Origin of the sequence: Streptomyces fungicidicus (genome assembly GCF_003665435.1) — a bacterium.
Taxonomy (GTDB): domain Bacteria; phylum Actinomycetota; class Actinomycetes; order Streptomycetales; family Streptomycetaceae; genus Streptomyces; species Streptomyces fungicidicus.
This window is the reverse complement of the sequence record NZ_CP023408.1, coordinates 738,591-752,008: the sequence shown is the minus strand read 5'-3', so window position 1 is coordinate 752,008 and position 13,418 is coordinate 738,591. Positions and strand designations below refer to the sequence as shown.

Here is a 13,418-nt window from a genome sequence, read left to right as displayed (position 1 = left end):
CGGGTGTGCAAGAGCTGACGAAGACCGGCCGGCCGTCTGTAGTCGCGTGGGGACTACGTCCGCCGCGAACCGGAGCCGCTCAGGCGGTCGGTGTGGTCCGCGCGCTTCAGGGCGGGCATGAGTCGCCGTGCGTTGTCGCGGTAGATGCCGCGACGCTGGTGCTCGGTGAACGCGTGGTCGGCCTCGACGGCCGGCACCGTGTAGCCGGTGATGATCTCGGCGGAGGCGGCAGGCCAGTCCGTGCCGAAGAGGATCCGGTCGGCGCCGGCCGTCTCCACCAGGGTGCATGCCGGAGCGAGTGGGCCCGCCGTGTCGTAGTGGAAACGGCGGAGCCCCTCCCGCACACGTGCCGCGTCGACGGGTGGGTCGCAGAAGTCTCCGAAGGCCTCGAGGCGAGTGGCGATCTGCGGAAGGAATCCGCCGGCGTGGGGCAGGACGACGGACAGCCGGGGGTACCGGTCGAGTGTTCCCGTGCGGATCAGGTTCACCGCGGCGCGCGTGGTGTCCAGCAGGAAGTCGCACATGAAGTTCGGGATGCCGGGAACCGTGGGCACCCCCGGTGGTTTTCCCGGAAGGTCTAGTGGGTGGGTGATGAGCACACCGGAACGTTCGTCGACCTCGGCGAGGAAGCGGTCGTACGAGGGATCACCCAGGTAGACACCGTTGTAGCTCGCCTTCACGCTCACTCCGACGGCACCGAGTTCGTCGAAGGCGCGGCGCAGCGCCCACGTGGTGACTTCCGGGTGATCCAGGAGGGCCGGGCAGAGGAAGGCGAAACGTCCCGGGTGTTCGTGCACCAAGTCGGTCAGCGCCTCGAAGACGACGGAAAGACCCTCCCTGGCCTGCGCCGCGGAGCGGTAGCGGTCCTGCATCGTCGGATTGAGAACGGCAATCGCGATTCCCGCCCGGTCCATGAGGGCGAGTGTGGCATCCGCGTCCCAGCGGGACCACCAGGGCAGGTCCTCCCGTCGCACCAGGCCTTCGCGCTCCGCCCAGTCCACCCATTGCGGAGCGGTGAAGTGGTGGTGCACGTCGATCTTCCCGTGCCAAGCGTCGTCGTCTCCCCCGGTGCCGCCCGGGCCGTCCCCGCCCCCGGCAAGAGCACGGGACTGCTGCACGGTGCCGGCTGCGGAGGCCATGGCCGTACCGGCTATGAGCAGGCCGCGCCGGCTCAGGGGCCGCCCTGGGTTCGACATCCGCGCTTCCCTTCGTCGCGCCGTCCCCCTGCCGCACCACGGTGCCCCTGTCGCGGGAACGTGGGCTCGCGGGGCGACGTCATCGGAGGGACGAATACCGCCGTGCGGAGCAGTCGGGTGCCGCCCCGGCGTGGGACAACTGAGCCGCTCGTCCGGAATCGGGCTGCGGATCGTGTCATCGGAACGTGGGACGGGCGGCGTTAATAGGGGTGGAGAGGCGCCCTCCACCCTGTCTGTTCGGAACCCCTCGCCGAGAACCTCCGGGTCAACGGCGTCACCCTCTACGACAGGGCCGGGAGGGAGGTCGCCTCCTTGACCCCCTCCCGGCCCTGACCGCGTCAGCCGCCGCCGGTGCCGCCCTGGCGGCAGGGGGATGCCTGATCCTGGGCGGGGGCAGCCGGGGAGCTCCGCTCCCCCGCCGGGGCGGGCGCGGAGGTGGTGACGACCTTGGAGACACGCGAGTCCCGGTCGAGGTACCCGCCGGTCACGGCGAGGCCGAGTCCGATCACGGCCAGGGCGGCGCCCACCAGGGTGGGTGAGGACCAGCCCCAGCCGGCCGCGATGACCAGGCCGCCCAGCCAGGCGCCGCCCGCGTTGGCCAGATTGAACGCCGAGTGGTTGGAGGCCGCCGCCATCGTCGGCGCCTCGTGGGCCTTGGTCATCAGCAGCATCTGCACGGGAGTGGTGATCAGCGCGCTCAGGGCGCCGATCACCGTGATGACCACGAGCGCGGGAACCAGGTGCTCGATGGTGAAGTGCAGCGCCACCAGGGCAGCGGCGAGCAGGGCGAACCCGCCGTAGAGCGTGGGACGCAGCGCCCGGTCGGTGAGCGGGCCCGCGATGAGGGTGCCGAGTGTCATCCCGACTCCGAACAGCGCGAGGACCAGCGTGGTGGAGGAGTCCGAGATGCCCGTGAGATGGGTGAGCATGGGCACGAGATAGCTGTAGACGGCGAAGTAGCCGCCGAACCCGACGACCGCCGTGGCCAGGCCGATCATCACCTGTTTGTTCTTCATGGCGCGCAGTTCGTGCATGACGCCGGAGTGCGTGCCGCGCGGCTGGTGCGGGATCAGCAGTGCCAGGGCCACGAAGGCCAGGACGCCGATGGCGGCCACGGCCGCGTACGCGTAACGCCAGCCGAGTTGCTGGCCCAGGGCGGTTCCGGCGGGGACGCCGACGATGTTGGCGACCGTGAGGCCGAGGAACATGGTGGAGACCGCGCGGGCCGCCCGGTCGGGCGCGACCAGTCTGGAGGCGACGACGGCGCCCACACCGAACAGTGCGCCGTGGGGAAGGCCGGCGAGGACGCGCGCGGCGAACAGGAGGCCGAAGTTGGGGGCGAGCGCGGAGGCGGCGTTCCCCACGAAGAACACGGCCGAGAGGATCAGCAGCAGCCGCTTGTGCGGTATGCGGGCGCCGATCCCCGTCAGGAGCGGCGCACCGACGACGACACCGAGCGCGTAGGCGGAGACGAGGTTGCCCGCATGCGGCACGGACACGTCCAGACCGTCGGCGATCTGGGGCAGCAGCCCCATGGTGGCAAACTCGGTCGTGCCGATGCCGAACGCGACGACGGCCAGGGCCAGCAGAGCCAATGGCATGGCAGGGGAAAGCCTTCCCAGTAGGGGTTGGTGGGGTGCCGGCAGGGCACCGCGTCACCGGTCACGGCCGGTGCTGCGGTGCCTGGGCGGTACGGGCGGTTCGGCGCCGGTCGTCGTCGTCCGGGCGGTAACCGCATGACCAGCCTGTCAGATCCACTCGGCCCGTCCGTCACCAGGCTCCCCGGCACGATATGGACTGCTCGTTCATTTCATGGTTATATGAACGCGCCGTCCATAAGAGCGTCACGTGCGGACACCGAGGAGAGACCTCATGAGCACCCCCACCACCACCCGCGTCGCCCTGGTCACCGACGGTTCCGGCGGCATCGGCCGCGCCGCGGCCAAGCGGCTGGCACGCGACGGGTTCGCCGTCGCCGTCCACTACGCCGGCAACCGGGCCAGGGCCGAGGAGACCGTCGCCGCGATCACAGCCGCCGGCGGCCGGGCACTCGCCGTGGCCGGCGACGTCGCCGACGAGACGGCGATGGCCCTCGCCTTCGACAGCGTGCGGTCCGCCTTCGGCGGCCTAGACGTCGTGGTGAACACCGCGGGCGTCATGATCCTCGCGCCCGTCGAGACGCTCGACCTCGCCGACCTCGACCGGATGCACCGCACCAACATCCGCGGCACCTTCGTCGTCGGCCAGCAGGCCGCCCGCGCCCTGCGCCCCGGCGGCGCCCTCATCAACTTCTCCACCTCGGTGGTCCGCACCCAGCTGCCCGCCTACAGCGCCTACGTCGCCAGCAAGGCGGCGGTCGAGGCCATGACCCTCGTCCTCGCGAGGGAGCTGCGCGGCCGGGACATCACCGTCAACGCCGTCGCCCCCGGCCCCACCGCCACTCCCCTCTTCCTCCAGGGAAAGGACGAGGCGACCGTCGACAGGCTCGCGCAGGCGGCCCCGCTGGAGCGACTGGGCGACCCCGAGGACATCGCCGAAGTCGTCGCCTTCCTCGCCGGCCCCGCGCGCTGGGTCAACGGCCAGGTCCTCTACGCCAACGGCGGCCTCGCGTGACGCCGCGCAGCCGCCTCTCACACCGGGGGAACGCATGCCCCCGGCCGCAACCGAGCAGGAGCACCACGTGGCAGACGACGTGAACGGCCCGGCGGCCCCGGTGAGCAGGGGGCGCGGACGGCGGCCCGCGGACGAGGTGCGGGCCGACGTCCTGCGCACCGTCGGCGAGCTGCTGCTGACCGAGGGCATGGCCCCGTTCACGTTCGAGCGCGTCGCCAGGGCATCCGGCGTCAGCAAGACCACCCTGTACAAATGGTGGCCCTCCAAAGGGGCGCTCGCCCTGGACGGCTACTTCCACGCCGTGGAGAACACCCTCGCCTTCCCCGACACCGGGGACGTCCGCGCGGACCTGCTCACCCAGCTGCACGCCTTCGCCCGTCTGATGACCCGCACGCCGGGCGGACGCGTGCTGACCGAGCTGATCGGCGCCTCGCAGACCGACGCCGATCTCGCCGACGCCTACCGGCGGCTGTACTCCGGGCACCGCCGCCGGCTGGCCGGCGAACGCCTGCGGCGCGCCCAGGAAGTCGGTCAGATCCGCGCGGGCGTCGACGTGCAGGTCCTCGTCGACCAGCTCTGGGGCGCCGTCTACCACCGTCTGCTCATACCCGACGAGCCCGTCACCGAGGACTTCGTCACCGCCCTGGTGCACAACCTCCTGGACGGGGTCCGCGGCGGGCCGGCTCCCGCCGGCTGACGGTGGCCGGCCCCCTCGGCGGTGCTCAGGCGGCGGGGCTGCCCGCTGCCAGCAGTTCCAGCGTGTCGATCACGCGGTGGGAGAAGCCCCACTCGTTGTCGTACCAGGCGACGACCTTGACGTGCCGGCCGTCGACACGGGTCAGGGCCGAGTCGAAGATCGACGATGCGGGGTTCCCGGTGATGTCCGAGGAGACCAGCGGGTCCTCCGAGTACTCCAGGATCCCGGCGAGGGGCCCCTCCGCGGCGGTCCGGTAGGCGCGCAGGACGTCCTCGCGCGTCACGTCGCGCGCCACGGTGGTGTTCAGTTCCACGATCGAACCCACCGGGACGGGTACGCGGATCGAGTCGCCCGACAGCTTGCCGTCGAGACCGGGCAGCACCAGCCCGATGGCCTTGGCCGCGCCCGTCGTCGTCGGCACGATGTTGACGCCGGCGGCGCGGGCCCGGCGGGCGTCGCGGTGCGGCCCGTCCTGGAGGTTCTGCTCCTGGGTGTAGGCGTGCACCGTCGTCATGAAGCCGTGCTCGATGCCGGCGAGGTCGTCGAGGACCGCGGCCAGCGGCGCGAGCGCATTCGTCGTGCAGGACGCGTTGGAGACGATCGTGTGCAGCTCCGCGTCGTACGCATCGGTGTTGACGCCGAACGCCAGGGTGACGTCCGCACCGTCCGACGGGGCGCTGACCAGGACCTTCTTCGCTCCCGCGTCAAGGTGGGCGCGGGCCGCCTTGGCGGCGGTGAAACGGCCGGTCGCCTCCAGGACGATGTCCACGCCCAGCTCGGCCCACGGCAGCTGCGCCGGCTCACGCTCGGCGAGCACCGCGATGCGCCGGCCGTCGACGACGAGGGCGTCGCCGTCGGCTGTGACCGGCCGGCCGAGCCGGCCCGCGGTCGTGTCGTAGGCGAGCAGCCGCGCCAGGGTGGCGGGCTCCGTCAGATCGTTGACCGCCACGACCTCCAGCGTGCTGTCGCGCTCGAGCAGCGCCCGCAGCACATTGCGTCCGATGCGGCCGAATCCGTTGATGGCGATACGCGTCATGTCAGGTGTCCCTTCGTCACCGAAAGGATCGCGCTCGGCGTCGGCCCGCTGACAGTGGCACAAACGCCATGGTTCGCAAGGATCACGCCAGGAGCAGCGGTCCGCCGCGTCACGGCCCGGTCCGGGGCGGCGACGAGGTCGCCTACCCTCTTCCTCGTGCCCGCTTCCCGCCTGCGCCGCGTCTGTGTCCTCGTCCTCGAAGGCGCCAAACCGCTCGACGTCGGCATCCCCGCACAGGTGTTCACGACTCGCGCGAGCATGCCCTACGAGGTGCGGGTGTGCGGTGCGGCCCCGGGGCTGGTCACCGGAGGCGACGGCCTGGCGTACCACGTCGCCCACGGGCTCGACGCGCTGGAATGGGCCGACATCGTCTTCATCCCCGGCTACCGGTTCCCGGACCGCGAGGATCCGCCGCGGGCCGTCGTCGAGGCCCTGGTCGCGGCCCACGACCGAGGGGCTCGGCTCGCGGCCATCTCCACCGGCGCCTTCGCGCTGGCCGCCACGGGCCTGCTGGACGGCAGACGGGCCACCACCCACTGGCACTACATCCGGGCCCTCGCGGCCAGGCATCCGTCCGTCCGCGTCGACGAGAACGTCCTGTTCGTCGACGAGGGCAGCGTGCTGACCTCGGCCGGCGCGGCCTCGGGCATCGACCTGTGCCTGCACATCCTGCGCGGCGACCTCGGAGTCGCCGCCTCCAACCACGCCGCCCGGCGCCTGGTCGCGGCGCCCTACCGCAGCGGCGGCCAGGCGCAGTACGTGCCGCGCAGCGTGCCCGAGCAACTCGGCGAGCGCTTCGCCGCCACCCGCGAATGGGCGCTGCACCGGCTCGGCGAACCGCTCACCCTGGAGGCGCTGGCCCGGCACGCGGCGGTCTCACCGCGCACGTTCTCGCGGCGCTTCGTCGACGACACCGGATACACGCCAATGCAGTGGGTGATGCGCGCCCGCGTCGACGCGGCCCGGGAGTCCCTGGAGCGCTCACGGCGCAGCGTCGAGCAGATCGCCGCCGACGTCGGGCTCGGAACCGCCGCCAATCTCCGTCTGCACTTCCAGCGCGTCCTGGGCACCACACCGACCGAGTACCGGCGCACCTTCTCCCAGCCCGACTAGGCCCTGTTGCGTTCGCCACGACGGACCATGATCCGGAACGTCCGACCTGACCTGCGATATACCCTTTGGTGCACGGTTGTGCGTAGCTCGGCCGACTGCTTGCGCACACCGGTGCGGCGTCGGGCGCACGTCACATTCGAACGTTCAGGAGACCCATGCGCCCCCGAATACCCTCCGTCCCCCGCACACCCTCCCTCCCGCCCGCCGCCCTGGCGGGCGGTGCGCTGGCCATCGGGTTCGGCGGCCTCTATCTCGCCGGGCTGCTGATCACCGGCGGTGAGATCGAGACCGGAACCACGGTGCGCGGCGTGGACATCGGGGGTCTGACGCACGAGGAAGCCGCCCGGAAGCTGGAGCGGGACCTGCCGGCGGCCGGCCCGGGAGAGCTGCGGGTGAAGGTCGGCGAGCGCGCGGGCACCGTCGATCCGCGGCAGGCGGGGATCGGATTCGACGTACCGGCGACGCTCGACAGAGCGGCCTCCACCCGCGCCGATCCGGTCAGCGTCATCGGCGGGCTGTTCCGCAGGGGTGGTGACATCGAGCCGGTCGTACGGGTCGACGAGGACAGGGCCCGCGCGACCCTCGGGGAACTGGCGAGGACACTCGACCAGAAGGTCGTCGACGGCGCCGTCTCCTTCGACGGCGGCCGTGTCGCGCAGACCGCCCCGCGCACCGGGTACGCGCTGGACGTGGACCCCGCGATCGGCACCCTGCGCACCGCTTTCCTGCGCGGCGGGGCCGGCCCGGTCACGGCACTGCCGGCCCGCGAGGCCAAGCCGGAGGTCACCTCGGAAGAGGTACGACGGGCAGTGCGCGAGTTCGCCCGGCCGGCGATGTCGGCACCGGTCACGCTCACCGCGGGCGGTAAGCGGTTCACGGTCTCCCCCGCCGTGCTGGGCGAGCACCTCACGATGCGGCCGGACGACGCCGGCCGGCTCACACCGGAGCTCGACGGCAAGGGCCTGCGTGCCGCGCCCGCGGTGGCCGGCGCCCTCAACGGCCTGCCCACCACACCCCGTAACGCCCGGCTGGGGCTCGACGGCGACAAGGTGGTGGTGGCCGCCGACGCCAGGACCGGCGTGGAGGTCACCGACAAGGCCCTGGGCAAGGCCGTCCTGCCCCTGCTCACCAAGTCGGGGGACGCCCGCAGCGGAGAGGTCGAGACTCGGAAGATCCAGCCGGAGGTCACCCGCGAGAACGCGGCGCGCCTGGGGCTGACCGAGAAGATGTCCTCCTTCACCGTCAACTTCGAACCGGCCGCCTACCGCACCACGAACGTCGGACGGGCCGTGGAACTCATCAACGGCTCCGTCGTCGGTCCGGGCGAGACCTGGAGCTTCAACAGGACCGTCGGCGAGCGCACCGAGGCCAACAGCTTCACCGACGGCATCATGATCTTCGACGACAAGTACACCAAGGCGCCCGGCGGCGGTGTCTCCGCCGTGGCCACCACTGTCTTCAACGCGATGTTCTTCGCGGGCGTCAAGCCCGTCGAGCACGGCGCCCACTCCTTCTACATCGAGCGCTACCCCGAGGGCCGCGAGGCGACGGTCGCCTGGGGGAGCCTCGACCTGAGGTTCACCAACGACTCCGGCAAGGCCCTCTACATCCAGGCCGAGTCCACCGACACGTCGGTGACCATCAGCTTCCTCGGCACCAAGAAGTACGACGAGATCACGTCGGTCAAGGGGCCGCGCACCCAGGTGCGGGAGCCGGGGGCGAAGGTGAGCACGGACGAGCAGTGCGTGCCGCAGACGCCGCTCGAAGGCTTCGACGTCACCGTGGAGCGGGTCTTCCACGACGACGGCCGGGAAGTGAAGCGGGAACCGTTCCGCACGCACTACACCCCGCGTGACGAGGTCACCTGCGAAGCGGCGCCCACCACGCCCTGAGCGTCCGGGGAGCGCCCCGTTTCCCGGCGCTGAGGGGGCGGATCGAGGCCACGGCCCGGGGGTGATTAGGGTCGGGTTCCGGCCATGACGCGGGAGGCCGCAAGAGTTAGTGCCTGGCCCCAGGGGGGACATCTGTGAACACCGGTGTGCAGCGTGGTGCGATCGCCGCCGTCCAAGTGCTCGGGCTCGCCGTGTGGTTCTCCATGTCGGCGGTGGTGCCGAGCCTGCGGAGCGACTGGGGGCTCACGGCCGGGGGCGCCGTGTGGTTGACGGCGTCCGTGCAGTTCGGCTTCGTCGCCGGGGCCGTGGCCTCCACCGGCCTGAACCTGGCCGACCGTGTGCCGCCCCAGCGTCTGCTCGCCGCCAGTGCCGCGGCCGCCGCGGTCTGCACCGTGGTGCTGGCCCTGGTCGCCGACGGACCGGCCGTCGCCGTCCCGTTGCGCTTCATGACCGGGATGTTCCTGGCCGGGGTCTATCCCACCGGTATGAAGCTCATGGCCTCGTGGGCCGGGAGCGCCGGACGGGGCAGGACCATGGGCGTGCTCATCGCCGCCCTCACCCTCGGCTCCACGCTGCCCCACCTCATCGCGGGGCTGGGGTCCCTGCCCTGGCGGGGTGTGCTGCTCGCCGCGGCGGCGGCAGGGTTCGGGGGCTCCGTCATCGCGCTGGTCGTCGTCCGGCTCGGCCCCCACGCGGCGCCGGCCGCTCCCGCCCGCAACCCCGGGTACGCGCTGGCGATGTTCACCGAACGCGGGCCACGGCTGGCCAACCTCGGCTACTTCGGGCACATGTGGGAGCTCTACGCCCTGTGGACCTGGATCCCGTCCTTCCTCCTGGCGGCATCCGCCGCGCGAGACCTGCCGGGCTCGGTGGAGGTCACGGTGTTCCTCACCATGGGCCTCGGCGGAGCGGCCGGCTGCCTGCTCGGCGGCTGGGGCGCCGACCGTTTCGGCCGCCCTCCCGCCGCCCTGGCAGCGCTCGTGCTCAGCGGCCTGTGCTGTCTGCTCTCCCCCTTCTTCTTCCACGCTCCGCCGCCGCTTCTCTTCGCCTTCTGCGCGCTGTGGGGCGCCGCGGTGATCGCGGACTCGGGGGTGTTCTCGACCTCGCTGAGCGAGGTCGCCGACCCCCGCTACATCGGGACGGCGCTCACCGGCCAGACCGCCATCGGCTTCGCCCTCACCGTGGTCAGCATCCAGCTCACCCCGCTGCTGGCGGAGGCCATCGGCTGGGAGTACGCCTTCCTCCTGCTCGCGCCGGGCCCGCTCGCCGGTGCCCTCGCCATGCGCGCCTTCGGCAGGGGCACGGCTCCCGCCCTGCGCGGCGCCTCCTCCTGACGCTCGGCCGCCTCGCGGCCGTCGCTCCGCGCCGGGCGCCGGTCGTAGTGCCCGGGCCGCGGCATCCGCACGACCGCAGTCCCCGCGGTCAGGTCCAGCGTCGTCCGGTTCGGCGGGGCTCCGTCGTCCTCGTTGTCCGGCAGGACCAGCACCGACTGCCGTTCCTTCAGCTCGTGCTGTTTGCCGGGCGGGAGACTCGTCTGCAACTGTTCGAAGTCAGTATCCGCGGGCGGCCCGCGGACAGTCACCCCACCCCCCAGAGGGGCACTTGTTGACGTGCTCCCTGGCCTAAAGTCCAGGGATTCCGGCCTGGGTCGGCTGACCCTTCCGGGGGCTCCCTGCTTCACCGCGCTGTGCCGGGACTTTCGTCCTGGTCTTACCGGCGCTCCACGAGGCGTTTAGCGTCTCCGCCCGTCCGGCGGCGACGATTCTGCGTCCTTCGAACAGGACGTTGCGGGCAGCGTTGTGGTCGCGGTCGTGCACGGTGCCGCACTCGCCGCACGTCCACTGCCGGACGTGCAGGGGCTTGGGGCCGTCCCGGAATCCGCAGGCCGAGCAGACCTGAGAGGAGGGGAAGGCCCGGTCCACCTTGCTGAAGGCGCGGCCGTGCTTGACAGCCTTGTATTCCAGCATCCGTACGAACGCGGACCATCCCGCGTCGTGCACGGACTTGGCGAGCTGGGTGCGTGCGAGACCGGACACCGCAAGGTCTTCCACGTACACCGCTTGGTTGTCGCGGATGATCTGTGTGGAGGCCTGGTGGTGAAAGTCCCGGCGCCGGTCGGCGACGCGGGCGTGCTGGCGTGCGACCTTGATGCGGGCCTTGGCCCGGTTCTTCGACCCCTTCTGCTTGCGGGACAGATCCCGCTGCAGACGCTTGAGCTTCTTCTCGGCCCGGCGCAGGAAGCGCGGGGTGCTGATCTTCGTCCCGTCGGACAGGACCGCGAAGGCGGACAGTCCGAGGTCGATACCGGTTTCGGTCTCCGCCTCGGGGAGGATGTCCGGCTTGGTGTCCACGACGAAGCTGAGGAAGTACCGGCCGCAGCTGTCTTTGGTGACGGTCAGGGACGTGGGTGCGGCCGGGAGCCGGCGCGACCACTCGACCTTGAGATGGCCAACCTTGGCCACATACACCGTGCCGTCGTCCTGAAGGGTGAAAGCGTTGGTGTTGAGGCGGATCGACTGCCGGGTGTCCTTCTTGGACTTGTAGCGGGGAGGACCTGCCTTGCGGCCTTTCCGTTTGCCGCTCAGGCTGTCGAAGAAGTTCTTGTAGGCGGCGTCCAGGTCCCGCAGGGACTGTTGCAGGACGACCGCTGAGACGTCGGCGAGCCATGCGCGTTCCTCGGTGCGTTTGGCCTGGGTGATGCGAAGCCGGGACAGTTCCGTCGACGTCACATACGGCAGCCCGGCAGCGTGCGCTTGTTTCCGGTCGCGCAGGCAGTCGTTCCACACCACGCGGGCGCACCCGAACGCCTGCGCCAGCGCGCGGCGCTGAGCGGCGTTGGGGTAGGCCCGGTAGTTGTAGCGGAGCTGCACACCCAAGACGTTACTACGATTGGTCTCATGGATCAGGAAAACGACTATAGACGTGGCAGGCACGTCGTTTCGGCGATGCATGTGCACTTGGTCTTTGTGACGAAGTACCGGCGCGGGGTCTTCGACGACGAGATGCTGACACGTTGTGAAGAGATCATGCGCAAGGTCTGCGAGGACTTCGAGGCGGAGCTGAAGGAGTTCAACGGGGAACGCGATCACGTCCACCTGTTGGTGCACTACCCACCCAAGGTCGCCGTCTCCAAGCTGGTCAACAGCCTCAAAGGGGTCTCCGCCCGCCGAATACGGCAGGAGCTCACCGGCCAGAGCAACCCCGCCATCATGCATGGGCACCTGTGGTCACCCTCGTATTTCTCCGCATCGTGCGGCGGAGCACCGTTGACGATCGTCCGCCAGTACATCGAGCAGCAAAAACGTCCGCTCTGAAGTCCACGTCAAAGCAGTCTTGAGATGCATTCATCCCCGGCGTGAACGCCGGGGCTTTCTGCAAGAGTCCCGGTAAAGTTCACGGTCTGCTCCGCCGGGAGAGGCCGGCGGTGCTCCGGGGAGGGGGAAGGTGACGGTGCGGGCCTCGGAAGTGTCGCGCGCGGTGGCCGCGGCCAGGTCGATCGCCTCGTCCCTCGGCCTGCCGGCCGACGACGTGACCGTTCTCCATGATTCGAACAAGCTCACGCTGCGTCTGCTGCCCGGCGACGTCCTTGCCCGGGTGGCACCCGTGACGGACCAGGTCGCGGAGTTCGAGGTCGGTCTCGCTCGGCGGCTCGTGGCAGCCGGGTGCCCCGTGGCCGTCCTCGAGCCGCGAGTGGAACCCCGCCCGTATGAGCGTGACGGCTTCGTGGTCACGCTGTGGACCTACTACGAGCCCGTGACGCCCCGGGAGGTCCCGCCCGCCGACTACGCCAGTGCCCTCGAGCGTCTGCATGCCGGGATGCGCGGACTCGACCTCCCGACCCCGCACTTCACCGACCGGGTCGAGCAGGCGCAACGGCTCGTGGCGGACCGCGACCGCACTCCGGCGCTGGCCGACGCGGACCGGGAACTGCTCGGTGACACGCTGCGCGGCCTGCGACGAGTGATCGGCGAGCGCCTCGGCGCGGAGCAGCTGCTGCACGGCGAGCCGCACCCGGGCAACGTGCTCGCCACGAGGAACGGACCGGTGTTCATCGACCTCGAAACGGCCTGCCGGGGCCCCGTCGAATTCGACCTCGCCCATGCGCCCGAAGAAGTCGCCGAGCACTGTCCCGGTGTCGATCAGGTCCTGCTGCGCCAGTGCCGGATCCTCGTACTGGCGATGATCACGACATGGCGCTGGGATCGGGACGACCGCCTTCCGGACGGACGCCGTCTGGGCACGGAGTGGCTCGCACAGATCCGGACCGCACTCGCCCAGGACGGCCCGGACGGCGTCTTCACCCCGGGCGACTGATTCCTCAGCCCTTGACGGCTTCCGCGATCCGCAGGGCGGCCTGGGCGGGCGTGAGGTGTGTGGTGTCGACGACCTCCGCCTCGCGGTGCAGCCAAGTGCGGGCCGCCTCCGCGTAGGGCTCGAGGTGGGCGAGACGGAACGACGAGGGGCCGAGGACGGTGTCCCCCTCGATGCGATCCCTGAGGGTGTCCTGATCGGCGTGGAGAACGAAATGCCGTACGGGGATGGCGTGCTGGGCGAGCCCGGTGCTGATCTCGCGCCAGTACCGCTCCACCAGGACGGTCATGGGCATCACGAGGGTGCCTCCGGTGTACTCCAGGACACGGCGGGCGGTCTCGACGACGAGGGTGCGCCACGGGGGCCAGTGCTGGAAGTTGTCCGTCCCGGGCAGTCCGGGCGTGATGTCCATGAGCGTCTCACCGACCTTCTCGGCATCGAGCACCCGTGAATCGGGGAGCAGTTGCTGCACGAGCGGACCGGTCGTCGTCTTGCCTGCGCCATGGGTTCCGTTGAGCCATACGATCACCGGGCCCACGCTAGCGGGCGGGTGCGCGGCG

General features: G+C 70.9%; 12 protein-coding genes. 7 read left to right on the top strand and 5 right to left on the bottom strand.

Going from position 1 to position 13,418, the window contains the following annotated elements:
* Positions 1-53 precede the first annotated feature (53 nt).
* Positions 54-1,196: an amidohydrolase family protein gene (locus tag CNQ36_RS33675; RefSeq protein ID WP_240659534.1), complete on the bottom strand. Its 1,143-nt coding sequence runs from the start codon at positions 1,194-1,196 to the stop codon at positions 54-56.
* 338 nt (positions 1,197-1,534) lie between these two features.
* A complete protein-coding gene (locus CNQ36_RS33670; protein ID WP_004921268.1) occupies positions 1,535-2,797 on the bottom strand; it encodes an MFS transporter in 1,263 nt (420 codons plus the stop codon).
* Between the two features lie 271 nt (positions 2,798-3,068).
* Between CNQ36_RS33670 and CNQ36_RS33665 the strand changes: the two genes are divergently transcribed.
* Both CNQ36_RS33665 and CNQ36_RS33660 read left to right on the top strand, forming a co-directional pair.
* Complete coding sequence (locus tag CNQ36_RS33665) at positions 3,069-3,809, top strand: SDR family oxidoreductase (protein ID WP_121549494.1); 741 nt, start codon at positions 3,069-3,071, stop codon at positions 3,807-3,809.
* A gap of 67 nt (positions 3,810-3,876) precedes the next feature.
* Complete coding sequence (locus CNQ36_RS33660) at positions 3,877-4,506, top strand: TetR/AcrR family transcriptional regulator (protein WP_121549665.1); 630 nt, start codon at positions 3,877-3,879, stop codon at positions 4,504-4,506.
* Between the two features lie 25 nt (positions 4,507-4,531).
* On the opposite strand, the gene gap is transcribed toward CNQ36_RS33660, so the two are convergent.
* Complete coding sequence (gap, locus tag CNQ36_RS33655) at positions 4,532-5,542, bottom strand: type I glyceraldehyde-3-phosphate dehydrogenase (protein ID WP_004921274.1); 1,011 nt, start codon at positions 5,540-5,542, stop codon at positions 4,532-4,534.
* Positions 5,543-5,698: 156 nt separating this feature from the next.
* Here gap and CNQ36_RS33650 point away from each other — a divergent pair, with 156 nt between their 5' ends.
* The 3 genes from CNQ36_RS33650 (at position 5,699) to CNQ36_RS33640 (ending at position 9,881) form a co-directional block, all read left to right on the top strand.
* Positions 5,699-6,655 carry a GlxA family transcriptional regulator gene (locus CNQ36_RS33650; protein WP_121549493.1) on the top strand — a complete coding sequence of 319 codons (957 nt, stop codon included), beginning with the start codon at positions 5,699-5,701 and terminating at the stop codon, positions 6,653-6,655.
* Between the two features lie 155 nt (positions 6,656-6,810).
* Positions 6,811-8,547 (top strand): VanW family protein, encoded by a 1,737-nt coding sequence (locus CNQ36_RS33645; RefSeq protein WP_121549492.1) that lies wholly within the window; start codon positions 6,811-6,813, stop codon positions 8,545-8,547.
* A gap of 134 nt (positions 8,548-8,681) precedes the next feature.
* Positions 8,682-9,881: an MFS transporter gene (locus CNQ36_RS33640; protein WP_121549491.1), complete on the top strand. Its 1,200-nt coding sequence runs from the start codon at positions 8,682-8,684 to the stop codon at positions 9,879-9,881.
* A gap of 288 nt (positions 9,882-10,169) precedes the next feature.
* Here CNQ36_RS33640 and CNQ36_RS33635 read toward each other — a convergent pair whose 3' ends face one another.
* Complete coding sequence (locus tag CNQ36_RS33635) at positions 10,170-11,417, bottom strand: RNA-guided endonuclease InsQ/TnpB family protein (protein WP_121549490.1); 1,248 nt, start codon at positions 11,415-11,417, stop codon at positions 10,170-10,172.
* Positions 11,418-11,444: 27 nt separating this feature from the next.
* On the opposite strand from CNQ36_RS33635, the gene tnpA reads away from it, so the two are divergent.
* Together tnpA and CNQ36_RS33625 are read left to right on the top strand one after the other, a co-directional pair.
* On the top strand, positions 11,445-11,861 hold the full coding sequence (gene tnpA / locus CNQ36_RS33630; protein WP_121549489.1) for an IS200/IS605 family transposase: 417 nt from the start codon (positions 11,445-11,447) through the stop codon (positions 11,859-11,861).
* Positions 11,862-11,997: 136 nt separating this feature from the next.
* Positions 11,998-12,861, top strand: coding sequence for a phosphotransferase enzyme family protein (locus CNQ36_RS33625; protein ID WP_121549664.1), 864 nt, complete (start codon positions 11,998-12,000; stop codon positions 12,859-12,861).
* A gap of 4 nt (positions 12,862-12,865) precedes the next feature.
* Here CNQ36_RS33625 and CNQ36_RS33620 read toward each other — a convergent pair whose 3' ends face one another.
* Entirely contained in the window at positions 12,866-13,387 is a 522-nt protein-coding gene (locus tag CNQ36_RS33620) for an AAA family ATPase (RefSeq protein WP_121549663.1), read from the bottom strand.
* Positions 13,388-13,418: the final 31 nt, after the last annotated feature.